The organism is Terriglobus sp. 2YAB30_2 (genome assembly GCF_052114765.1).
In the GTDB taxonomy this organism is placed as follows: Bacteria; Acidobacteriota; Terriglobia; order Terriglobales; family Acidobacteriaceae; genus Terriglobus.
Genome location: NZ_JBFRFJ010000010.1, coordinates 26,832 through 49,786, shown reverse-complemented (window position 1 = coordinate 49,786; position 22,955 = coordinate 26,832). Strand labels below are relative to the sequence as shown.

The following is a 22,955-nucleotide window of genomic DNA, read 5'->3' as shown; positions in this document are numbered from 1 at the left end:
TCCGAGGGACCTGGGGCACCCGGTACATGGGCACACCTGGAGTTACCAGGTCAGAGTCACAGTCTTCAAAACGTACTTAGGCATGGGCTGTGGTGTTCCTTCGAAGGAGACCTGCAATATATCGTCGTGGAGCTCGCCACCATTTACGTGCAACCCGAGCTTCTGCTTGCTGTTCGCATGCGCCTTTAATTGCTGTGTGGTTCCGGCAGGCGCTTCCAGTGTGAGCGTCAGACGGTGGCCCGTCAGTTGCTGATCGACGACTTTGAGCCCCGAGGTCTCTTCGCCTTCATGTGGATTGCTGAGAGGCAGAGCGACTTCCATCGCAGGGAGCGGTAGGCGAAGTACATGATGTGTCGCTGGCTTCTGCGGAGCTGCGGGCGCCCCCGCCCCCGAAACCAGAGCGAGCGTTGTTGGCTTCTCTGAAGCCGCCTCCACCTCCAGCGAACCGTCGACGCGCCGCATCGTGACGGTGTAGAAGTCATCGCCAACGCGAACGTTGTTCAATGTGGCTTCGTTCCAGTCCGCCGGCAATTGGGGATGGACATAGAGGACGTGTTGCTGCGCATCGGTTTCAATTCCAAAGAGACCGCGGATGGCTGGCGCGAGCACCATCGCCGAGGACCACAACTGATGCGAGCTGCTGCGGCCCAGCGGCTGATAGAACTTGCCCGACAATACCTCAGTGACGAAGCCTGGATCCTGCAGCCAGGTAAGCTGCATGTTCTGGCGCAGATGCTCGATGGCAGAGAGCGTATGTCCCGAGCGGAACTCCGCCATGCTGACCCAGCCGGTGTAGAGCGGCCACACCGATCCGTGGTGATAGCTGATGGGATCGTAGATCGCCGCTGAGCTCGCCACCGAACGCGTTCCCCAGTCCGTGCTGAACTGCGATCCTGCCCACGCAGCAAACATCTGGTTCGCATCCGGCAGACTCAGGTGGCCGTTCCACCAGGCAACGCTGGAGAAGATCGACGGCACATGTTCATACGCGCCATCGGTATCGCGGCTGAAGGCATACATGCCGTCGCTCCCGCGGAACTCCTTGAGGAGTGTGGCAATTGACTTTGCCGTGCCGGCTGCGGTCGAAGAGAGTTCCGTATCATTCATCAGCGTTGCCAGCCGCGACATGGCTTCACTGCTCTGCTGGTCGAGAGCCACCAGATAGATCTCCTGGTGTGGCATCTTCGGCAGCCACTCTTCCACCCAGCCTGTCCCCTGCGAGTTGTCGAAGGCGCCAGCGGTCGTGTGAGCGCGGGTAAACGCATAGGCCCGCTTCACGTTGTCCCAGTGTGTCCGCAGAAACGCAACATCACCCGAAGCGCGGACATAGTCTTCCATCTGCATGACGAACAGCGGCGTGGCGTCGGCGGAGGCATAAAGGTATGGCAGTTTTGCCCACTCCACCGCTTCGGCCGTCTGCGAGTACTCATGCATCATCTTGCCGTCTTCTCGCTGATGCGAGATGAGGAACTCGAGTGCCTGGCGGCTGAGGGCGAAGTCTCCATAACTGTTCACCGCATACAGCGTCCACAGCGTGTCGCGACCGAAGAACCAGCCGAAGCCGGGGCGGGCTGAATCACCCGACGTATACCATCCGCCGGCGAGACCCGCACCATCGCTACGAGCAATCTTCGATTGCTCGATCGCGACCTCGGCCCACTGCAGAGCTTCATCAAAATGCTTGTCGGGCGTATGTGCGGTCAGACGCTGATCGAAGAAGTGAGCAAAGTAGTCTGCCGTGGATCGATAAAGATCCTGTACGTGATCACCGGCGGCAAAGGTCTTTTCCAGCAGCGTACGCCTGTCTGGCTGTGTACTACTCGACAGATCTGCGACCGAACACAGCAGCGGAAAGAAATGTCCATCGTCCTTCGCCGGATCGTAGGTGAAGGTAAAGGTTAGAGGCATAGTCTGCGGGCGTTCCTGATACGGACGGATGTCGCCGTGGTTCGCCTGCGGCATCGCAATCGCGCCAAAGAAGGCGGGATTGTCCGTCTCCAACAGATAGGCGCCGCCGGTGCCTGCGGGAATCCAGCTACCGTTCGCGCGGCCGAAGTTAGGCGCGGGCCACTGGCGTTCGAGGCTTGGATCGAGTGAGAGCGTAATGGCCGCAGGGCGCGATGCATGGACCTCAAAGAGCACCACCGCGGTCGCCTGGCCGGCGGGCTGTCCACGCGGAATGAACATGTGCTGCTTTACCGTAATGGCCGCATGCGAGTAAGTAACGGTCGTATGGTCCGGACGGACCTCGATCTCCGCAGCCTGTGCGTTGAGATCGATGAGCGCGGGATATCCCTCAAGCCGGGCCGAGAGCTTTGCGTTGTGAAAGATCTTCACGGGGAGCAGCCACAGCTCAAAGGTGCCATCCTGCTGGCCCAGAATGGCTCCGCGCTCTCCCGTTACAGAAAAGGGCTGATTGGCGCGCGCAGGACGATGGATGACGAGTGGATTTGCATTCAGCGTAAACGCATCGACGGCATGAAACTCACGCTGCAGGTAGGCGCGATCGAGCGGCAACGATTGTGCATGGGCACTCGGCATAGAGAGAAGCTGCAAAGCAGCAAGAACAGGCAGATGCAGGATGCGTGGCATGGCGGAACGCATGAGACCTCAGGTGCTGATGGAAGAGATTCTTATGTTTTCAGGAGGCAGATGCAAGTGGGCGTGAAGACCGGTACCGGTCCTCACGCCCTATGCTTGCAGGTTAGAACTGCAAACGTGCCGCGAACTGCAGACGGCGCATCGTGCTGTTCGGTTCGAGGGAAGTGATGGTGCCGGCTGTCGATTGCGTTGAGGCCGAGCAGTCGACGCAGCGGCCATAGGTTGCAGTGGGAATATCCAGGGCTGCGTGGTTGAAGACGTTGAAGGCCTGGAACTGGAACTGGCCCTTCACCCGCTCAGTGATCGGGAAGTCCTTGATCAGCGAGGCATCCGCGAAGAAGTCGCGGGGCCCAACCATCGAGAGACGACCGATGTTGCCGAACTGTCCGACTTGAGGACGGCTGAACGGACCCGAGACGGCTCCATTGGTTGCAAGCGCGGCCACCGGCGTGAAGTAACGGCGGGAGTGACTCGACGTATCGAAGGAACCGACCGACAGCGGGAAGGCCGACGCATTGCCGTTCGGGCGGCAGAGGCTGGTCGTTCCCGGACTGGCGAAGCCAGTGTCGAGGTCCTGATCCGAGGCGCACTCCGCATAGGTGGGCGTGAACGGCCGTCCGCTCTCCCACGTGCTCTGCCCGGAGAGAGACCAGCCGCCGATCATGTAATCGACAGGCTTGTTCACCTTGGAGAAGAGCATGCGGTTCTTGCCGAAGGGCAGCTCATACACGCCGCTCAGCACAAAGATGTGTTCGCGGTTGGTGTCGTTACGGCCCCACGAGGCGCGTTTGTATTGCGCAAAGGCTGCGTCGTTGGCATAGTTCATTGCCTTCGACCAGGTGTAGTTGGCGTTGAATAACAGACCATTCGACAGATGCTGCGTCACCTTGGTCTGCAGTGCGTTGTAGATAGCGCGGCCGTTCGCCTGAGCGCTGGTCATGCCGCTGGAGCAGCAGGTAACGACCTGCCCCTGATACACACCGGAGAACCGGTTGTAGTACGGACGACGCAAGGTGTTGCCGGCGGCCAGCTGTGCCGCCGAGGTTGGCAGACTTGGGCTGTTCAGATCGTAGCCGTAGGTCTCACCCGGATAGACGCGATCGCCGATGTTGCCGACGTATGCGATCTCAGCCGTGGTCTTGCTGCCGAACTGCTGCTGGATGGCAACGTTGTATTGAAAGACCCGCGGCAATGTGATGCGATCGCCACGGAACTGCTGCGCGTACTTGTCCTGGAATGGAATGATGCCAGTCGTCGGAATGGTAAACGCGGTAGGCCGCGCCGGCGGTGCAGCCAGCGTAGCGGCATATTGATTGGCGGCGTAGTTGCCAGTACGATCGACATCTTCATTGCCCTGCACCGGCAGGTTGTGCGAAAGCACGCTGCCGAAGAGAGTTCCGAAGTAGCCGACCGTGTCATAGGTCATGCCCGCGCCTGCGCGGACAACGGTGTTGGGATGAAGCTGGTAAGCAATGCCGAGGCGACCTGCAACATTGGTGTAGTCCATGCGCTGTCCGCCGTTGGTGCCGATACCGTTCGCACCTGCAACACGGATGCCGCCGGCCTCAAGCGAGGCAAAGCCGCCATGGCCCAGGCCGTTAACCGCTTCGGGAAAGATGAGATCCCAACGCACTCCATAGTTAACGGTGAGCTTTGGTGTGACACGCCAGTTGTCCTGCGCATAGAAAGCAAGACGCTTCTGATAGCTGTACTGATCGTTGATGAAGACATCGAAGCGCTGGAAGCGCGCTGCGTAGCCGACGAGGAACGAAGCGACATCGCTGCCGCCGGAGCCACTGAGACCCGTCGACGAGTTATCGAAGATGAACTGACCGCTGCGGTTGAAGTCGCTGGCGTTACGGACGTTCTTCGCATAACGCAGGTCGGCGCCGAAGCGGATGGTGTGATTGCCGCGGGTCTTGGTCCAGTTGTTCACAAGCTGGAAGACCTGCTCGCTCTGCAGCAGCGGGCAGTTGCAGCCCTGGTTGCCCAGGCCGCTGAAGCCGCCCTGGTTGAAGTTGAAGGTCGGAGCTCCGCCGGTGTCAGCCGCGACATTCAGGTTGGGAATGCCGAGTGTATCGGCAGAAACCTGGCCGGGATACTTGCTCTCGGCAACGTGATAGCTGAGGAAGCCGAAGCGGAGATCGGTTGCAAGTGAAGGCGAGAGCGCCCAGTCGAGACCGGCGGTTGCACTTTGATTCTGCGTGTTGGTGAGGCCGCTGGTGTTCTGCAGACCAAAGCCCTGTCCGCCGGCAGCGCCGAAGACCGGAACGCCGGTCAAGCGGAAGAGAGCGTAATCATAACGGCCGAAGAGGTGCAGGTTTTGCGTGGCCTGATGATCTAGACGAACGTCCGCCTGATCTCCGTTGAGAACGCCGTTGCCGCTGGCAACGTAGTTGTTCGTCGTCGACGTTCCATTGGCATTGGCTGCAGGAATAAGGCGCAGCAGGTTCACCGCCTGGGGAGAGAGCGAGCTTACCGGAATCTGTCCGGGCGTGCTGCTGTACGGGGTCTTCGTGACGGGGTTATAGAGCACCTGACTGGTGTATTGCGAAAGGTTGCAGTTTCCGCTGGATGCAAGGCAGGTGGAGCGCAGCAGTGCCGTGGGTACGTTCTGCTGCAGGGTGCCGCCGAGCCGTTGACGCAGGCCCTGGTAGTCGAGGAAGAAGAATGCCTTGTCCTTAATAATGGGACCGCTGAGGGCTCCGCCGAACTGGCTGTAGAGCTCACTGGGGATAAAGCGGTTGCTGACAGGATCGGCCTGGTACTGCGTGAATGGGTTGCGGGCGTAGAAGTAGTCGCTGTGGCGGAAGAAGAAGGCATCGCCGTGAAGAGCGTTGCCGCCCGACTTGGTGGTGACATTGACGATACCGCCGGCGGCGCCGCCGAACTCTGCATCGTAGTTCTGCGTGATGACCTTGGTCTCGGCAATGGAGTCAAGCGTTGGGTTAATCACGATGATTCCCAGGACGGGGTCACGATTGTCCGTACCGTCGAGGATGAAGCCCTGCTCGCCGTAATTGGAGCCGTTGGAGTTGAGAGCGATGCCGCCCTGCGGGTTCTCCGGACCGGCGATGTTGAAGCTGGAGTGCTGCACGCCCGGGGTCAGCAGCAGGAAGTTGGTAAAGTTCCGGGTGAAGTTGGGGACGTTCGCGATGGTGGTCTGATCGAGCACCGTCGCAACGTCCGCCTTATCCGTCTTCAGGGCGGGAGCTTCGGTGGTGACATTGATGGTCGTGGTCGTAGCCTGCAGGCCGACGGTTAGGTCAACCTTCTGGGCGCTGTCCGCATGGACGTCAACGGGCTGCGATTCTGTCGGGGAGAAGTTGGGAGCCTCGACCTTCACCTTGTAGGTATCGGGGATCAGGCGATCGACCCTCCAGCCACCATCGGGTCCAGAGGTGACGACCTGCTGGGTTCCCTTCTGAGTGTCGGTTACGGTCACTTTGGCTCCAGGAATGGCGGCACCGGTCGCGTCGAGTACGTTGCCGTACAGCGATCCGTAGAGTGCCTGGGCCGAGAGCTGCGTCGCGCTGGCGATCAAAAAGACCAGTGCGAGCAGACAGTAGCCCATTAGGGATACACGTCGTTGCTTCTTCATTGTGTTTACTCCTGCATGGCGCGAAGCCATACGTCGTCTCTGTTGGGACGTCGTGTTGGATGCATCAGCTTTGCACGCGGACTATCCCGTTACACCCGTTGGCGAGGCGCTTTACGGTCAATTCACCGTGCTTCACGGGGAGTAAACTGTTGATTGGAAATGAAGTTCAGTCCGGAAGAGATCGAACAGTACCGGGGCGTTACGGAGCGGGTTTCAAACGGTTCTCAGCTCGCCGCTTCTCCGAAGCTCAGGGAGTTCCTGAACTACATCGTGGACTGCGCTCTGCGCGAGTGCCCGGAAGAGGCCTCAGAACAACAGATTGGAGTGAATGTCTTCGGCCGCAAGCCGGGCTACAACTCCAGCGAAGACTCAATCGTTCGCTCACAGGCTCGATTGTTGCGACAGAAGCTCGCCTCCTTTTTTAAGGAGGAAGGTGCGTCGGAGCCCATCACCATCGAGATTCCCAAGGGCCACTACCTGCCTGTCTTCAAGAAGCGTTTGATCGGCGAGACCGGTCTTCCCGCAGTGGCATCTGCTCTCTCGCTTCCCTCGACCGTCATCGCTCCCGAGAGCCGAGGGCGGATATCGCTCGGCATCATCTTTATTTTGGTAGCTTTGGTTGCGGGCCTGGCGCTTGGTTATGCCCTGCCGCGCCGCGGTGTTGCTTCAGCACAATTGCATGATCCGTTGTGGGCGCCATTTCTCAGCCAGGACCAGCCGCCTCTGGTGATCTACAGCAATCCCATCTTTCGTGGCGCTCCATTAAAGGATGGGCTTCGGCTGCTTCCTCCCGGCACGGTCAGCGATGCGCCAGAAGACGACACCTACACCGGCACCGGAGAGGCGCAGGCTATCTATACCCTGACGCGTTTCTTCGACCGCGCGAATCGCGACTTCGTGTTGAAACGGAGCAGATTGGTGACGTGGGATGACGCGAAGTCGCGCAACCTTGTCTTCCTGGGAGCTGCAACGCAGAACACGGCGTTGGCCGAACTGCCGACTGCGACCCAGTTTGTGATCCGCCTGGACGAAAATGCCCACGGCTATGTGAGCAATGAACATCCGCTTGCCGGGGAGCCGCATGAGTATGCAACCGATGGAACTGATGAGTATGCGATTGTCGCCTTGCTGCCTGGCCTTGAGTCCTCGACACGGATCCTCGCCTTTACAGGATTAACGACGGTTGGCACACAGTCCGCCGTGGAGTTCGCCCTGGATCCGATGCATCGCGCCGATCTGGCGAAACGCGCAGGGCTGGATCACAATCTCGCGCGTCCGTTCGAAGCGCTGCTACGGGTACATGTCCGGCGCAATGTCGGTCTGAATGCAGAGATCGTCGCGTTTCATACGCGGTAGTTGTGGCTCCCACTGGTTCGAGCTTCGCTCGAAGACCCACATAAGCTTCGCGTATGTGGGGCACCCAGAGTCTGGGCTCGACTAATTTCCAGTGGCCTTTGGGCCGCCGCCGTTTGCATCGGCCAGCTTCATGCCACTCAGACCGCTGGTGTAGCGGGCAACACCTTTATAGATGGACTCGGCGATGCGCTCCCGGTAGTCCGACTGGCGGAGCTGTGAGGCATCTCTCGGGTTGGTCACGAACGAGATCTCGGTAAGGATCGAAGGCATATTCGCACCGATGAGTACAACAAACGGAGCCTTCTTGATGCCGCGGTTCTTCAAGCCGTCGTTGCCCTTCTGCAGGCCGCTGTAGAGTGACTGTTCGACATCGAAGGCGAACTCGCGCGACTCTTCGATCTTGTCCTTCAACGTGATCTTCTTCACCAGGTCGCTTAACTGCGAGATCGACTGATTGGAGACTGCGTTCTCACGAGCTGCAACCTCCAGCGCATCGGGCTGTGAGGTGAAGTTCAGATAGTAGGTCTCGACACCGCGGGCGGAGTCGTCGCGAGAGCTATTGGCGTGGATGGATAGAAAGAGATCAGCCTGCGCCTTGTTGGCAATCGCCGTACGTGTCTCCAGCGGGATGAAGGTATCGTCGGAGCGTGTATAGACGATCTCCGCACCCAGGCGCTCGTGCAGCAATTTGCCGAGACGCAGTGCCACGTCGAGCACGACATCCTTCTCCATCAGGCCGTCGACACCGATGGTGCCGGAGTCGTGGCCACCGTGACCGGCATCGATCACGATGCGGCCGATCTTCAGACCGAGCGCACGCACTAGAGAGGTTTCGCCCGCAGTGGTCGGTGTCGCCATATGACCGATGGACTCATCCGCAGCGGCGATCTTCCTTCCTTTGCGCGGTTTCTTGTCCGCAGCGGGAGGAGCAGGCAGGTCGTTCACCGCAACCTCCACCGGGCGCACGCTGGCAGCGATGGGTTGCGTTGTCGGAGCGGAGGTCGCCTTCACCTTGCCGGGCTGGGTGCTGAGGTTCGCGACCTCGCGCGTGCTCGCCTGCTTCGTCGCGATCGTACTGGGCACAGCCGAGACCGGAGCCACACTCTTCTCCGGAGCGGGAGGCAGAGGCTCATCCTCAGTAATGGGATCACTTACCGGACGGGAGACGCCTTCGTGCTCATCGCCGGCAGACTTGGACGGCTTATCTGCGGCCTTTGCTGTTGCGCCATCGCCTGGCTGTTTAACGGCAACGTCGGTGGGCTTGTTCTTCCCTGCACCCTTCGATCCGTGAATATCGATGATGAGCCGGTACGGATTCGGCAACAGGAACGCGGAGTACTCAGTGACATTGTTCACGTCGAGCACGACGCGGGTCACATCGTTCGAGAACTGGGCAATACGGATCTTCTTCAGGAAGCCATCGTCGGTGACGGTAAAGTTCTTGCCGACCAGATCCTGCGCAAGCCGTGTGCCGTGCAGGTCGAAGAAGATGCGTTCGGGATTCGGCACGCGTGCCGCCTCATACTGCACCTCATCGCCGAGATCGATGGCGACACGTGTGTAGTCGGGCGTGGACCAGTGGCGAATGCCGCTAACCTGTGCCAGCGCTCCCTTGTGGCGAGGCATAGGCGCGGTCGAGACCGGCTGCAGCTTCTGTGAAGAAGTATCGACCGGTGCACTCGAAGGCGTTGGATCGATCGCGGAAGCTGACCCCGCTCCCGAGGTAAGAGGCATGGCGGGCAACCGTGCCAAACCGTTCTGGCGCGGCGACGGCGTCTCTACCTGGGGTGCCGGCGCCTCTGCCGGCGGAGCAGTGGCAACGATCGGCTGACGCGGAGCAGGACGGTCACCGTGCTTGAGGGCATCGAGGCCGGCGCGGGCATCCTGTGCTTCCGTCGAATGGGGATAGCGGCGCAGTAGCTCGTCATAGTGCTGGCGGGCGAGCTTCGCATCGCGGAGGTCGTTCTGCGCAATGATGCCTTCGGCCAGAAGCGCCGGAATTCGCAACGACGAACCCGGATACTGCTTGCGCAGGAACTCGAATTGACCAAGCGCGGCCTGGAACGACTTCGGATCGTTCAGGCTGCGGCCCTGCTCGGCGAGCAGCTCTCCCACGGCAAAGATGGAGCCGGGAGAGTGCACGTCTGCCGGGTTGGCGTGATAAATGGCGCGGTAAGCGTCCATGGCGTGGGCATAGGCCGTGCGGGTCCGCTGCTGCTCGGGCGTTGCTTCGAGCTGCTCGCGCAACTGCTCCGCCTGTTGCCAGGGCGAGACTGTAACCGCCTTCTTCCGCACCGCCGCCATCGCCAGCGTCGAGACGCACAGACCGACAACGATTCCAGAGCGAATTGAGGCAAAGACACGCATGCGGCAGCTCCGGCAAAAGCCGAAACGCTTCCAGTTTACCGAGCAGTTAACCCGGAAGACCTGCACAAAAACCGGAGCGTACTTGGGTGGTAAATGGGGTATCGAGGCGGGTCCCGGTTTTGTTATTTCGCATCGACAACCCGTTTTCAACCTTTCCGGTTCAACGTTTTGTCATTTCGCAGCGACCAAAGGGAGCGGAGAAATCTGCTTCTCTACCTATTCCCTACCAAGGAAAAGGAAAACGGTTCGCGCGAAGCGCGAATGCCCAGGTCCCTTCAGGGACCCGGGGCTATGAGAGCAGTGACTTCAGGGTCTCGATTGCCGAGGAGATGGCGCCGTCGAGCGCCGCGACATCCGATCCGCCGGCTTCGGCCAGGTCAGGACGTCCGCCACCCTTGCCGCCGACCTTCGCTGCGAGCGCTCCGACCAACTTGCCGGCGTGTACCTTACTGCCGGCGAGGTCCTTGGTGGCGCCCACGATCAGGGCTACCTTTCCATCTTCGGTCGCAGTACCCAACACCACAACGCCAGAGCCGATCTGGTTACGCAGGTTGTCGACCAGCTCGCGCATCTGATTGCGGTCAAGGCCCGGCACCCGCTGCGCCAGCAGCTTGATGCCGTCAACGTCGACAGCCGCATCGCCCGTAACCGCCGAAGCAGCCGACTTCATGCGCGCCTGGTCGAGCTCGCGCTTCAGCTTCTTCAGCTCCTCTTCCTGCGCAGCAATCTTGTCGCGGAGCGCCACGGCAGGATCAGCCGCCGTCGTCGCGCCGACGATCTGCGAGGCGACACGTGCCACATCGAAGTCCTTGCGGAACTCGCTGAGGGCTCCCGTACCCGAGACGGCTTCGACACGGCGTACGCCGCTCGAGACCGACCCCTCACCGACAAGCTTCAGCAGACCGATCTCGCCAGTGGCTGCGGTGTGGATACCGCCGCAGAGCTCAGTGGAGAAGTCGCCGATCTTGATGACACGCACGCGGTCGCCGTACTTCTCACCGAAGAGCGCCATCGCCTTCAGATCATTGATAGCCTCGTCGATCGGCACGTCTTCGAAGACCTGGACGGTTGTGTTCTTCAGCACCTGTTCGTTGACGATGGACTCGATCTGCTCGAGCTCCTCATCGGCGACCTGCGAGAAGTGTGAGAAGTCGAAGCGCAGGCGCTGCGGATTGACCAGCGAACCGGCCTGCTTCACGTGCGTGCCCAGTACCTCGCGCAGCGCAGCGTGCAGCAGGTGCGTGCCGGTGTGGTTGCGCGTGGAGGCTGCACGGACATCGCCATTGACGACAGTGTCGACGACGTCGCCGACAGCGATGGGCTGACGCGCGACGACCTTGTGCGCAAAAACGCCCTGAACCGGCTTGGTGCATCCGGCGACATCGGCAACAACGGAATTGTGATCGGCCGAGTAGAGCCAGCCGATATCGCCAACCTGGCCGCCGGAGTCGGCGTAGAAGCTGGTGGTATCGAGGACGACCTCGCCGGCATCGCCGGGGTTCAGCACAGCGGCGCCGACGCCATCCTTAACGATGGCCAGCACCTTCGCGCCATCGACGCGCAGCAGCTTGTATCCTTGGAACTCTGTCTTCGCGAGGTCGCGGAAGACCGGAGCGGCCGTTTTCTGGGAACCGCCCTTCCAGGAAGCGCGGGCGCGGGCCTGTTCTTCTTCCTTGGCCTTCTCAAAGCCAACAAGATCGAACTCAATGCCGGCATCGCGGGCGGCGTCCACCATGAAGTCGAGTGGCATGCCGAAGGTCTCGTACAGACGGAAGGCGAGAGCGCCGGATTTCAGTGTTTCTTCGTTCATCTGCGAGAGGCCGAGCTGCAGCGTACGGGCGAACTGCTGTTCTTCGGCGAGAACAACCTTCGCGACACGGTCAGCGGTTTCGTGCAGTTCCGGATACGCCGTTCCCATCTCATCGCGGACGGCATAGACCATTTCGTGCATGAAGGGCTGCTCCTGCCCCAGCAGGCGTCCGTGGCGGATACCACGACGCATGATCTTGCGCAGAACGTAGCCGCGGCCTTCGTTGGCCGGCAGCACACCGTCACTGATCAGGAAGGTAGCAGCGCGGGCGTGGTCGGCGATGATGCGGAGCGAGGCCCGCGAGCGGTCGTCGATATCCGAATCCTTCTCGACCTTGTGATGAGTAAGCTGTTCGGCGCGATTAATCAGCGGTGTGAACAGATCGGTCTCGAAGTTCGAGATCTTGTCCTGCAGCACGCAGGCGATACGCTCCAGACCCATGCCGGTGTCGATCGAAGGCTTGGGCAGTGGGGTCAGTGTGCCGTCGGCGGCGCGGTCGAACTGCATGAAGACCAGGTTCCAGATCTCGACGTAGCGCTGCTCGTCCTGCGGGAAAGGGACGTCCACCCCAGGCTGATCGGCGGCCGCAAGGCCGAGGTCGAAGTAAATCTCGCTGCAGGGACCGCAGGGGCCGGTGTCGCCCATCTGCCAGAAGTTGTCCTTGGCGCCCATCTCGAAGATGCGCTCTTTGGGAACGCCGGCCGCAATCCAGAACTGCTCGGCCTCATCGTCGCGGGGGACGGATCCCTCGCCGGCAAAGATGGTGACGTAGAGCTTGTCCTGCGGGATGCCGTACCATTCCGGGCTGGTGAGCAGCTCCCAGGCATAGGCAATGGCGTCTTTCTTGAAGTAGTCGCCGAAGCTGAAGTTGCCCAGCATCTCGAAGAAGGTATGGTGGCGGCGGGTGAAGCCGACGTTCTCGAGATCGTTATGCTTGCCCCCGGCGCGGACGCACTTCTGGCTGGTGGTGGCGCGCGAATAATCGCGCTTTTCCGCCCCCAGGAAGACGTCCTTGAACTGGTTCATGCCCGCATTGGTGAACAGCAGCGTGGGGTCATTGGCCGGCACCAGCGATGACGAATGGATGCGGCGATGCTGCTTGGTCTCGAAAAAGCGAAGGAAATCCTCGCGAATCTGGCTTCCGGAACGATATTGCATGACCTGTTAAGTCTAGCAGCGCGGCCCGGCCATTTTTGCCGTTGCTTTGCCGCCCGCCGCCTGCAACACTAAGCGAAAGTACCCCAAATGATGTTTTTATCCGTTCCCTGAACGGACTACGGCCCAATGGATATCAATACTCTTTTCTTCGTGGAGTCGAGCCTGTTTTTCCTCTTCGGCCTCACGATGCTCGTAAATTCCCTGGCAAACCCTGGTCTACGGGGAGCGCACTGGTTTGTCGCTTCGAATCTTGCCGGAGGCGTTGCCCTGTCGCTGCAGGGCGCACGCGCACATCTGCCGGTCGTGATCGGCATCGTCTTCTCGAACCTGCTCTTCGTAGCGCAGCTGGTGTGCCTGAACCGCGCCGTCACCGCCTTTCTGGGCCGCATGGAACGGATGTGGATCGCCGTACTCGGCGTCTGCATGGTGGGAATGTGCGGCGTCGCGTATTTTTCGCTGGTGCACACCGATATCGGCGCGCGGGTTGCGGTTATCTCCGCCATGATGGCGATACCCTCCCTTATGACGGCATGGGTGCTCTTTGGGCCGGCGGCTGCCGGGGTACGTACCGCATCGCGCCTGCTGGGCTCAGTCTTCCTGTTCTTTGCCGCAGTCACCTCCGTGCGGGGCTATGCGGTCTATCGCTTTCACGTGCCCAGCTTCTACTTCATCTGGCTGGACCTGATCGTGATTGCGGGCATCGCCTTCGGGTTTATCTGGATGTCGGCAGCGCAGTTGCGCGAGGATCTGGAGCGCCAGGCCATGACCGATCCGCTGACCGGGGTGCTGAACCGCCGCGCCGTCGAACGTGAGGTCGTTGAGCTGCTGCAACGCTCGGCGAAGACCGGTGGAACCATCTCGGCGCTGATGCTGGACATGGACCACTTCAAAGGCATCAACGATCGCTTCGGCCATCATGGCGGGGACCGGGCCCTGTTGGCAGTGACGCATGCGATCCGGCGCTCGGTGCGCGGCACCGACCTGGTGGCGCGCCTGGGCGGGGATGAGTTCATGGTGGTGCTGCCGGATACCCCCATGGAGATGGCTCGCATGATCGCCGAACTGATCCGCGGCGAGGTCTCTTCCCTGCGGGTGCAGACCGAAACCCATCAGTTCCAGGTGCGGGTTTCAGTCGGCATCACCACGCTGGTGGGCCAGATTGTGGGTCTGGAAGATCTGATCAAACAGTCCGATCGCGCGCTGTATGAGGCCAAGGCAGCAGGACGGAATCGAGTATTTCCTTCCGGCGAATTTGAGCCCGCGTTTATGGCGTAACGGATTCCGAGGCTACCGACAGACTCCAGATCTAAAGCCCTTCAAACAACTCCCAGATGCGGGCCAGGTGATGGTCATCGTGTTCCGCGACAAAGAAAAGATGATCTGTCAAAGTCATCGGCTGTTTCAGGCGCGGGTGCACAATACTGCGGTCCCATGCTTCTTCGTCCAGCGAGGCCACACGGCTCAGAAGTTTGCTGCGTGCACTGCGGAAGCCGGAGAGTATCTCTTCCAATGGACGTTCGTTGAATCCACCGTCTGTAGTCGCGCGATTGGCAAGGTCAGTAGGTGTGAGAGTGTTGCTGCCCCGGACGAAGTCTTCTACCCGTGTGAGCCACAGCGGCTCCAGTTGCAGCAGATGGCCGGCATTCTCCTGCGCGGACCAGCCATGTTCGGGCCTGGCGATCAGCCGCTGAGGTGTATGGCATCGCAGCTCTTCCTCCAGCCGCGCCGGCGTGCCGCGCAGCCGCGCCATCAGGTTGGGTAACAGCTCCTTTGGATATCCGAAAGAAAACTTCCGCTCAAACCACACCGCGATCTGTGTCATGCCTACCCCCTCCTAAACTCCGCGAGAGAAGTGTGCGTTACCTTCGCGGTCCAGCGCCATCGTTATAAGTAAAAATGCATTCCCCATAAACGGAGCAATGGGTGCGCAACACCTGCTGCAGCGATTGGTTGCCTTTTCCTGACGAAGTTTATTTTCCTCCTCCGCTGCAACATTCTTAAAACGCGAGGGTATGAGGGAGTGGACCGGCCGCGTGAAGCGGACACAAAAGGTCGCAGGAGTCTCCCCATGTCGCTTCTCACCCAAGGTCGTACACTTCTCGTCGCCGGCGCGATGCTCTTCTCCGCAGCCGTTATCCAGGTGCCGCAGAGCCAGGCCGGTGTGTTTATCTCCGTCAACGTTGCTCCGCCGGCATTGCCGGTTTATACGCAGCCGCCGCTTCCGGCGCCCGGCTACATTTGGACTCCCGGCTACTGGGCCTATGGCCCCGGCGGCTATTACTGGGTCCCCGGCGTCTGGGTTGCGCCTCCGCGTCCGGGCCTGTTGTGGACCCCTGCCTACTGGGGCTGGGAGGGCGGCGCGTATCTCTTCCACCCCGGCTACTGGGGACCGCACGTCGGCTTCTACGGCGGTGTTAACTATGGCTTCGGATACTTCGGCTCCGGCTTTGGAGGAGGCGAGTGGCGTGGAGGCAGCTTCTTCTACAACAGCGCTGCCGCGAACTTCGGCAGCGTTCACGTCACCAATGTCTACGTCAACAAAACGGTGATTGTGAACAACACCACGATCAACCGCGTGAGTTACAACGGCGGTAATGGCGGCATCCAGGCGCGTCCAAGTGCGTTTGAAGCAAACGCCATGCGCGAGAACCATGTCGTCGCAACCAACGAGCAGATGCAGCATCAGACCTTCGCCTCGCAGAACCGCGCGCAGTTCGCCAGCGCGAACGGCGGGCGCCCTGGAGTGATAGCTGCGGCAACTCCTGCCTCGTTCCATGCCAACCCGACGAATGCGGCAGCGGCAGCGCGGTTCAACCCCAACCAGCGTGAAGGCAATCAGGACCAGCGCATCGCCAATGGATTGCATAGCGGACAGATGACCTCCGGTGAGGCGGCCCAGGCGGAACGGACACAGGCCAACATCGACCGGCAGGTCCACAACGACCGTGCCGCGAACGGTGGCGCACTGACGCCGCAGGAGCGGCAACAGGTCAACCATGAGCAGAATGCGGCCAGCCGCCAGATCTATAACGACAATCACAACGCCAATCGCGTCGCACCCAACGCCGTGAACAATCGCGAAGCCTATCAGCAGCAGCGGGTTGCCAACGGACTGCGTGACGGTCAGCTCAACTCTGCGCAGGCCGCGCGCGACAACCGCCAACAGGCTGGAATCGCCCAGCAGGTGCACAACGAGCGTGTCGCGAACGGCGGAGCCATGACACAGCAGCAGCGGCAACAGGTCAATCGTGAACAAAACCACGCCGGACGCCAGATTAACCGCGAGGAAGGGCGGCGGTAGAGCACTTTTCCCGCCTCAACGAAGAAGGGCCGCGGTCGATGTCAGCTGCGGCTCTTTTTCTTTTGTGTCGTTTGCAGGTCGGGCGCCCACGTCCAGCCCTCCATCGCATGCAGCGGATCGCGTGGCTGAACAAGGCGTGGAAACTCGTCACGCCGTTCGACCATTACCATCATGCTGACTAAGGCATCGAAGGCGTCTTCCCCGGCGCGGGCCGACTGCAGCACACCGCGCGGCAGAGCGGCATAGGCAGGATTTTCTTTTCGTTTGCGCAGCAGATACTCCGCACGCTTCTCCGGGTTCGACTTGTGCACCGGCCCGGTGTTGAGCCGCGTATACATCTCCACCACGAGCGGCAGCTTTGGCCGGTCAAAGGGCCAGACCGAGAAGCCTGCTTCGCGCAGTTGCAGCAGCACCGGCATGCCACGCAGCGAAGCCGTACCTACCGAACCGGAGCCACCGATCTGGAAGACGGATTTCGGCGTGATGCCTTTCACGCGCAGCGCGCGCTCTTCTTCCGGAATAAGTGCAACCAGCTTGCAGTCAATATCGGTAGCGCGCAGCATGCGATGCAGCCGATCGCCCGAAAACTCCGCGGGCCGTTTGTGCGGTTTTCCCCAGAAGCGGCGGTCCTCACACTCGCGCGAGAGCCAGCGCTCACCGTGCTGCTCGGTAACCAGCCGCCAGAACTCCGGGGCACTCTCCATCTCCAACTCGCGAAGAAACCATGCGGGGAAGGAAAAGCAGAAATCGAAACCGACGACCAGCGATGGATCATCCTTTGCCAGCGTGATCAACCACTCCGCCGTCTCCTGCCGCGTGCGGCCGTTGGTCAGCGTGACTCTACCGTTGTGCCAGCGGGCGGCGTAGATGTGACGGCGCTGTCCGGCGGTATCGACGCGGCCTGACCAGTCGATCGCGATGACCTGCGTGACGCTCATTCCATCTCGTCCAGAGTTTCGACCTCGGCCAGCACATCGTCGCCGGCCTTCAGCTCCTTGAGCGCCGCGAAGATGGTGCCGGTGGAGAAACCGGCCGCAGCCAGCCGGCGTACGATCCGTGCCGACTCTTTTTCGTTAGTCGGCACCGCAATCCGCTTCTTTCGTAGATGCTCGCGCGCCAGATCGAGCTCTTTCACGTCTTCGAACGCAGCCGTGAGTGTCTTCTCGATCAGAGGAGACGCAATCCCCTTCTGACGTAGGTCATTGGCGATGCGGCGTTTGCCGAAGGCCTGGTTCTCCTGGCGGAGCCGTGTGAAGTCGGCGGCAAAGCGCGGATCGGAGAGGTAGCGCATCTCTTCCAACCGGGCGATTACCCGACCGATCTTTGCTTCGCCCTCCGCGGAGTCTTCCACACGGGCTTTCATCAGCTTCTTCAGTTCGGCCACGGTACGCATGCGGCGGCCCAGGGCGCCTGCGGCATAGTCCAGCAGCTCAGCCTCATTCATCGGTTCGCGCGCTTTGGGTTTACGGAATGGCATCAGTGTTAGGAAATTCTAGAAGAATTGACGGACAGGGTACCGGATCGCCCCCCGGGGCCGCCCCTTTGACCCCTCCGGAGACCCGACCAGTTACACTTGCTGAGGAGAAAGTTCCTTTGCCAAACGAAGAGCAGCAGCCTGCAGAACCAAAGCGCGAAGAGACCCTGCTCGAAAGCATCGCCTCCATCGCCAGTGTTCTGGCCGTGGGTCTCTTCGTCATGACCTTCATCTTCCAGAATTTTGAGATCCCATCGGCCTCCATGGTGAAGACGCTGCTGATCGGCGACCATGTGCTGGTCGACCGTGTCACCCTGGCTCCACAGAGCAAGTGGATGCCGCTAGTGCACTACCGCCAGCCCCACCGCGGCGATGTCTTCGTCTTCCTGAAGCCCGGCTGGCCCGATCTCTTCCTGGTCAAGCGTCTGGTTGGCCTGCCCGGCGACAAGATTCATCTGCGCAACGGCATTCTGTACGTCAATGGCGTTCAACAGAACGAGTCCTACATCTCCAAGCCCGGCGACCGCGACGAGAACGGAAGCATCCGGGAGTATCAGGAGTTCCGCGACGACTTCCCGCTCTATCCTCCGCCGTCCTACATGTCCTCAGAAGACGTTCCCGGTGTCTGGCGTGAAGACCTTCCCGCCCACATCCAGGGAGAGGATCTCGTTGTTCCTCCAGGCAAGGTCTTCGCCATGGGCGACAACCGCCTGGACTCGCTGGACAGCCGCTTCTGGGGTTTCGTTCCCATGGAAAACGTCGTCGGCCGGCCCATGTTCGTCTATTGGTCGTTCGAGACTCCGGCAGACCAGATCAATAAGCAGACGGTCGGCGACCGCATCAGCTTCGCAGCCCACGTAATTCTGCACTTCTTCGACGAGACGCGCTGGAAGCGTACGCTGCACCTGGTGAAGTAGATGTCTGAGATCGGTGCATACCCGAAGCGTTCGCTGCGTCGGCGCATCGCCATGGCTCTTGGCCTGATTGTTCTTGTGCTGGTAGCCATCTTTGCGCTGCCGATGATCAACGTGGGCCGCTATCGCCTGCGGGTCGCGCAGGGCATCAGCGAGGCCATCGGGCGGCCGGTGCACATCGACAACATCACCCTGAGCATGCTCCCCACGCCCGGCTTAACGCTGGAGAACTTCGTCATCAGCGAAGATCCGGAGTTCGGCTCAGAACCGGTGATGCGCGCCAACCAGGTCCACGTGACCCTTCGTTTGAGCTCGCTGTGGCGGCGAAAGCTGGAAGCCTCCTCCATCTCGCTGACAGAGCCCAGCGTGAACCTGGTTCGTGCCGAGAATGGCCGCTGGAACCTGCAGGCAATCCTGATGCACGCCACGCAGGTGGACGCCGCTCCTACAGCGCAGCCGAAGGCCGGTGCCAAACCCCGCTTTCCCTACATCGAAGCCACCAGCGCCCGCGTCAACCTGAAACTTGGCAACGAAAAGACACCGTTCTCTCTCACCGAGGCCGAATTTGCGCTCTGGCTGCCGAATCCAGACGAGTGGCGCATCCGCCTGGAGGCCCATCCGTCACGTACCGACACCGATGCCAGCGATACTGGCGTTCTGCGGGTTGAAGGCACGCTGAAACATGCGGAGAGCTTCAGCCAGGTTCCGATCGACCTGCACGGTGTATGGACCAAAGCCCAGCTCGGCGAGACTAGTAAAGTGCTGATCGGAGCCGATGCCGGTCTGCGCGGAACCCTCGAATGGGGAGCCAACGTCAAGGGCACCTTCGCCGAGTCCAACGTGCAGACCTGGATCAAGCTGGACGGTCTTCGCCGCGCGGAGTTCTTCCCGGCACAGCCGATCTCTGCAGAGATACGTTGCGGACTGCGCGCCACCAACCGTTTCCTGACCCTGGAAGAGGTGAAGTGCGAGGCGCCCGTCGATGCCGGCGCCGTTGCCCTGACCGGGCGGATCGACGACGTTCGCGAGCCGGAAAAGGCGGCAATCCAGCTAGGACTTCGCCAGGTTGCCGCGGATACGCTGTTGAACTGGGGCAAAGTTGCGAGCTCACGCGTATCGCCGCAATGGGCCGCCTCCGGAACCGTCGATGCGGACCTGACCTACGGGGCCGTTAGCGGATGGAAGGGCCACCTCACCGCCAACAAGCTGGGACTCACCGCTAAAAACCACGAGGTCATCAAAGACCGGACGGTCGAGCTGACTGACGCTGCCGTGACCCCAGTGGTATTCAAAGGACGCCCCGGCCTGAAGCCAGAAAATAGCAATCTGCAGGGTGATCTGCGGCGCTATGCCTTCACCTTCGACCGGCTGCCGGTCGAGCTTGGAGGAGAGAACCCCGCCCAGGTCAGCGGCCGATTCGATTCTCACCTGAGCCTGATTCAGATCACGGGCGAGGCAGATGCGACAGAGACACGGGACCTGGCCGCGCTGACTCCACTGGGTGACCAGATCGATCCGCTGCTGCCGAAAGACGGCTCCACCCAGTTGAACCTGAGCTGCGAGCACAGCAACACGGCTCCGCCGTTTACGTGCGCCACCGCTGTGGCGCCTCCTGCGCGCGTAGCGCGCAGGCGTTGAATAGTGATTGGCTGAATAGTTGAATGGTGAAGGCTACAGGCTCAACTCACCCATGACCCCACCATTCAACTATTCAACGATTGAACCATTCAACCGACCGCCCTACTGGGCGGTCTTAAGACTCACATCCAGCACATGCACCGTCGAGCGTAGCTCCGGTGTCGTACCGTCGTTGACTTGGACCTGTTGGGGTGAGTCGTTGAAGACGATGCGGGTGGTGGAACGGGAGCGTGCCGGAATGCGCAGGCGCTCTGTGGTGGTCAGGTTGCCCGAGCGGATCGTCACCGGCACATCGACCGCAGCGTAGCCGGCATTCGAGACTTCGACGGAGATCAGGTAGCCGCCGATGCGCTCGATGGCGCGCGGCGTTACCGAGACAATGGCGAGATCGGGCAAGCCACGGTCGTGGTCGACCCAGTCGTCAAAGAACCAGCCGAGGTCTTTCTGCGATGTCTCTTCGAGCAGGCGACGGAAGGTTGCCGCATTCGGCGAGGGCTGCGTACGAAGCGCCGCCAGCGCCTGTTGCAGGGCGGTATCTCCGGCAATCGATCGCAGCATCCAGAACACATAGGCCGCCTTGGTGCGGTAGATCAGATCGCTGTGTGCCTTCTCCAGGGGCTGGCCCTCACCGGCATCCGGTTGGGAGAGGTCAGGCTCGAGCAGCGTCAGCGCGCTGCGGCCGTCTTCCAACGCCGCAACGGCAGCCTCGCGCCCTTCGCTACGTTCGATCCACAACAGCTCCATAAAGCGCGCCAGGCCTTCGTCCAGCCAGGCGGGCTGGTTGCCGGTGTAAGCGTGCGTGAAGGCATGCACCAGAGCCTCGGCATCTTGGCCGGAGCCGCTCGGGAGCTGCCCCACGAGGAACGGCCCGGACTCAAAAGGTTGCGGGAGGTTAGCTTCCAGCATTGTTAGTGGGACGTTAGGCCGCGCACCCAGCCAGGTGGTGAGCAAAGGAAAGACATTCAATGCCGTCTTGTTCAGGTTGCTTGCCCGCTCGGCATCTTCAGAGATCACGGCCAGATAACCGCCGCCCAGCATCTCCGGCTGGTCTTTGCTGAGAAATAGGCTGAGCGGATGGAATCCCAGAGGGAATGCCGCGAAGCTGGCGGTGGCCACACCGGTGGCAGCAGCGGAGGGCTGGTTCGGATTGTCCTGGTGCGTCTCCAATACGGCCTGGCGGCCGCACAAGAACGCCAGCCGCGGCGGGTCGCCCGCGTACTCGACCGTAAGACGTCCGCTCACGCGGGCCGTCTGCGTCGCCAGACGATTGCGGCCGATGAGGTCGTAGACGCGGTTTCCATCACCCATGAACGCAGGCGGCGCGCTGACGGGATACCAGAGCACATTGCCGAAGCCGCGCACGCCCGTGAAGTCGTCCGTGATGCGATCCCACTCCAAAGAGGACGCAGAGGAAGAGCTCTCCGCTCCAGTGGTCTGTTCGACCTTGCCGGAGTAGAGCACATCGAGGGTCACCGATGCATCGACAGTGAGAGGCTTGGGCAGATGCAGCACGGCCTCGGTCACTGCGGCGGTATGGTCGAGGTCGGTCTTCACCTGGTGCTGAGCCACTGGGAGGGTGACGGTGCGGCCGTCTTCGACCAGGCGGGCGAGGTCCCACATCATGGACGATGAGATCTGGAGCGGAAGATCCTCGATCGGCTTCGTTCCACCATTGCGCACCGTCAGACGCACTCGGGCGGAGAGCGCGCTTTCCGTCGTATTCAGGTGCAGGTCCATGTCATAGGCGGTAAAGATCAGCGATGAGCGGACCTCGTCCGAGACCTGGATCAGCACCGCCGGCTTCTTCTGGGGTGTCTCCGGAGGAGACTGAAAGATGACCTGGGGCTGCTGCTGCGCCCACGCCACACCGGCGGCCAGCAGTACGGCCGCACATCCCAATCGGCTTACAAAAAACATCTAGGAACCTAAACCCTTACGCGGTTTGGACGGCTTTGCCGCCGGAGCGGGAGCGCCGGCACGTTGCCGAACTGCTTCATACATCACCACCGCGCCAGCGACCGAGACGTTCAGTGAGCTGACGGAACCCGCCATCGGGATACGCAGCAGGTGATCGCAGGTGCGCTTGACCAGATCGTGCAGCCCGGCGCCTTCTCGTCCGAGAACCAGCGCTGTGTGCGTTTTGAAGTCGTAATCGCTGTAGTCGGGCGTGCCACGTTCATCCAGACCGACCACCCAGACATTCTCCTCTTTCAGGCGCTCAAGGGCGCGCACCAGGTTGGTGACGCGGGCGATACGAACGTATTCGCTGGCCCCGGCTGAAGACTTGGCGACCACCGCGGTCAGAGGCGCCGAGCGCCGCTCGGGCAGAAGGATGCCATCGACACCGGCTCCATCGGCGGTACGCAGCAGCGCGCCGAGATTGTGGGGATCTTCGACGCCGTCGAGGGCGAGGAAGAAGTAATGCTCCCCGTTCCGGGGCGGAGCGGCCAGCAAGTCTTCGATCGCCAGTAACTTACGCTCTCGTACCTGGGCGACGATGCCCTGGTGCATCTCGGTTTGGGCCAGCCGGGTGAGCTCGTCTTTGGACGCCGGCGAGCACTTAACCCCTGCCTTACGGCAGAGATCGAGCACCGCTTCCAGCCGGGCATCGCGGCGGTCACGGGCGAAACGGACGTGATCCAGCGGGCGGCCACCAGAACGTACTGCCTCCTCTACCGGGTGAATGCCGTACAGAACTTCCATCCAAGCAGTTTATCGTCCTGCCTCCCCCCTGA

14 protein-coding genes are annotated in these 22,955 nt (G+C 61.1%); 5 read left to right on the top strand and 9 right to left on the bottom strand.

Annotated elements, in window-relative coordinates; translation table 11 throughout:
• Positions 1–42: 42 nt before the first annotated feature.
• Both AB4Y89_RS15680 and AB4Y89_RS15675 read right to left on the bottom strand, forming a co-directional pair.
• Entirely contained in the window at positions 43–2,604 is a 2,562-nt protein-coding gene (locus tag AB4Y89_RS15680; protein WP_442301879.1) for an amylo-alpha-1,6-glucosidase, read from the bottom strand.
• Between the two features lie 100 nt (positions 2,605–2,704).
• Positions 2,705–6,202, bottom strand: a complete 3,498-nt coding sequence (locus tag AB4Y89_RS15675) for a carboxypeptidase regulatory-like domain-containing protein (RefSeq protein WP_442301878.1) — start codon at positions 6,200–6,202, stop codon at positions 2,705–2,707.
• 159 nt (positions 6,203–6,361) lie between these two features.
• On the opposite strand from AB4Y89_RS15675, the gene AB4Y89_RS15670 reads away from it, so the two are divergent.
• On the top strand, positions 6,362–7,558 hold the full coding sequence (locus AB4Y89_RS15670) for a hypothetical protein (protein ID WP_442301877.1): 1,197 nt from the start codon (positions 6,362–6,364) through the stop codon (positions 7,556–7,558).
• Between the two features lie 81 nt (positions 7,559–7,639).
• Here AB4Y89_RS15670 and AB4Y89_RS15665 read toward each other — a convergent pair whose 3' ends face one another.
• Both AB4Y89_RS15665 and alaS read right to left on the bottom strand, forming a co-directional pair.
• Positions 7,640–9,925 carry an N-acetylmuramoyl-L-alanine amidase gene (locus AB4Y89_RS15665; RefSeq protein ID WP_442301876.1) on the bottom strand — a complete coding sequence of 762 codons (2,286 nt, stop codon included), beginning with the start codon at positions 9,923–9,925 and terminating at the stop codon, positions 7,640–7,642.
• Between the two features lie 289 nt (positions 9,926–10,214).
• Positions 10,215–12,893 carry an alanine--tRNA ligase gene (alaS, locus tag AB4Y89_RS15660; RefSeq protein WP_442301875.1) on the bottom strand — a complete coding sequence of 893 codons (2,679 nt, stop codon included), beginning with the start codon at positions 12,891–12,893 and terminating at the stop codon, positions 10,215–10,217.
• Positions 12,894–13,019: 126 nt separating this feature from the next.
• Between alaS and AB4Y89_RS15655 the strand changes: the two genes are divergently transcribed.
• A complete protein-coding gene (locus AB4Y89_RS15655) occupies positions 13,020–14,168 on the top strand; it encodes a GGDEF domain-containing protein (protein ID WP_442301874.1) in 1,149 nt (382 codons plus the stop codon).
• Positions 14,169–14,199: 31 nt separating this feature from the next.
• Here the strand turns inward: AB4Y89_RS15655 and AB4Y89_RS15650 are convergent, their stop codons facing one another.
• Complete coding sequence (locus AB4Y89_RS15650; protein ID WP_442301873.1) at positions 14,200–14,715, bottom strand: DinB family protein; 516 nt, start codon at positions 14,713–14,715, stop codon at positions 14,200–14,202.
• 246 nt (positions 14,716–14,961) lie between these two features.
• Here AB4Y89_RS15650 and AB4Y89_RS15645 point away from each other — a divergent pair, with 246 nt between their 5' ends.
• Positions 14,962–16,194, top strand: coding sequence for a YXWGXW repeat-containing protein (locus AB4Y89_RS15645; RefSeq protein ID WP_442301872.1), 1,233 nt, complete (start codon positions 14,962–14,964; stop codon positions 16,192–16,194).
• A gap of 41 nt (positions 16,195–16,235) precedes the next feature.
• Here AB4Y89_RS15645 and AB4Y89_RS15640 read toward each other — a convergent pair whose 3' ends face one another.
• Both AB4Y89_RS15640 and AB4Y89_RS15635 read right to left on the bottom strand, forming a co-directional pair.
• A complete protein-coding gene (locus AB4Y89_RS15640) occupies positions 16,236–17,132 on the bottom strand; it encodes a hypothetical protein (protein ID WP_442301871.1) in 897 nt (298 codons plus the stop codon).
• Complete coding sequence (locus AB4Y89_RS15635; RefSeq protein ID WP_442301870.1) at positions 17,129–17,671, bottom strand: regulatory protein RecX; 543 nt, start codon at positions 17,669–17,671, stop codon at positions 17,129–17,131. The genes AB4Y89_RS15640 and AB4Y89_RS15635 overlap by 4 nt, the downstream gene beginning before the upstream one ends.
• A 116-nt stretch (positions 17,672–17,787) precedes the next feature.
• Here AB4Y89_RS15635 and lepB point away from each other — a divergent pair, with 116 nt between their 5' ends.
• Both lepB and AB4Y89_RS15625 read left to right on the top strand, forming a co-directional pair.
• Positions 17,788–18,585 carry a signal peptidase I gene (gene lepB, locus AB4Y89_RS15630; RefSeq protein ID WP_442301869.1) on the top strand — a complete coding sequence of 266 codons (798 nt, stop codon included), beginning with the start codon at positions 17,788–17,790 and terminating at the stop codon, positions 18,583–18,585.
• Positions 18,586–20,220, top strand: a complete 1,635-nt coding sequence (locus AB4Y89_RS15625) for an AsmA family protein (RefSeq protein ID WP_442301868.1) — start codon at positions 18,586–18,588, stop codon at positions 20,218–20,220.
• A gap of 102 nt (positions 20,221–20,322) precedes the next feature.
• Here the strand turns inward: AB4Y89_RS15625 and AB4Y89_RS15620 are convergent, their stop codons facing one another.
• On the bottom strand, positions 20,323–22,137 hold the full coding sequence (locus AB4Y89_RS15620; RefSeq protein WP_442301867.1) for a hypothetical protein: 1,815 nt from the start codon (positions 22,135–22,137) through the stop codon (positions 20,323–20,325).
• Positions 22,138–22,923, bottom strand: a complete 786-nt coding sequence (rlmB, locus tag AB4Y89_RS15615) for a 23S rRNA (guanosine(2251)-2'-O)-methyltransferase RlmB (RefSeq protein ID WP_442301866.1) — start codon at positions 22,921–22,923, stop codon at positions 22,138–22,140.
• Positions 22,924–22,955 lie beyond the last annotated feature (32 nt).

What these genes read in the sequence shown, in the direction of transcription:
- AB4Y89_RS15650 (WP_442301873.1), bottom strand. Translation starts at nt 14,715, where the DNA reads ATGACACAGATCGCGGTGTGGTTTGAGCGGAAGTTTTCTTTCGGATAT.
- AB4Y89_RS15625 (WP_442301868.1), top strand. Translation starts at nt 18,586, where the DNA reads ATGTCTGAGATCGGTGCATACCCGAAGCGTTCGCTGCGTCGGCGCATC.
- AB4Y89_RS15655 (WP_442301874.1), top strand. Translation starts at nt 13,020, where the DNA reads ATGGATATCAATACTCTTTTCTTCGTGGAGTCGAGCCTGTTTTTCCTC.
- AB4Y89_RS15645 (WP_442301872.1), top strand. Translation starts at nt 14,962, where the DNA reads ATGTCGCTTCTCACCCAAGGTCGTACACTTCTCGTCGCCGGCGCGATG.
- rlmB (WP_442301866.1), bottom strand. Translation starts at nt 22,923, where the DNA reads ATGGAAGTTCTGTACGGCATTCACCCGGTAGAGGAGGCAGTACGTTCT.
- AB4Y89_RS15670 (WP_442301877.1), top strand. Translation starts at nt 6,362, where the DNA reads ATGAAGTTCAGTCCGGAAGAGATCGAACAGTACCGGGGCGTTACGGAG.
- AB4Y89_RS15640 (WP_442301871.1), bottom strand. Translation starts at nt 17,132, where the DNA reads ATGAGCGTCACGCAGGTCATCGCGATCGACTGGTCAGGCCGCGTCGAT.
- AB4Y89_RS15620 (WP_442301867.1), bottom strand. Translation starts at nt 22,137, where the DNA reads ATGTTTTTTGTAAGCCGATTGGGATGTGCGGCCGTACTGCTGGCCGCC.
- AB4Y89_RS15675 (WP_442301878.1), bottom strand. Translation starts at nt 6,202, where the DNA reads ATGAAGAAGCAACGACGTGTATCCCTAATGGGCTACTGTCTGCTCGCA.
- AB4Y89_RS15665 (WP_442301876.1), bottom strand. Translation starts at nt 9,925, where the DNA reads ATGCGTGTCTTTGCCTCAATTCGCTCTGGAATCGTTGTCGGTCTGTGC.
- AB4Y89_RS15680 (WP_442301879.1), bottom strand. Translation starts at nt 2,604, where the DNA reads ATGCGTTCCGCCATGCCACGCATCCTGCATCTGCCTGTTCTTGCTGCT.
- AB4Y89_RS15635 (WP_442301870.1), bottom strand. Translation starts at nt 17,671, where the DNA reads ATGCCATTCCGTAAACCCAAAGCGCGCGAACCGATGAATGAGGCTGAG.
- alaS (WP_442301875.1), bottom strand. Translation starts at nt 12,893, where the DNA reads ATGCAATATCGTTCCGGAAGCCAGATTCGCGAGGATTTCCTTCGCTTT.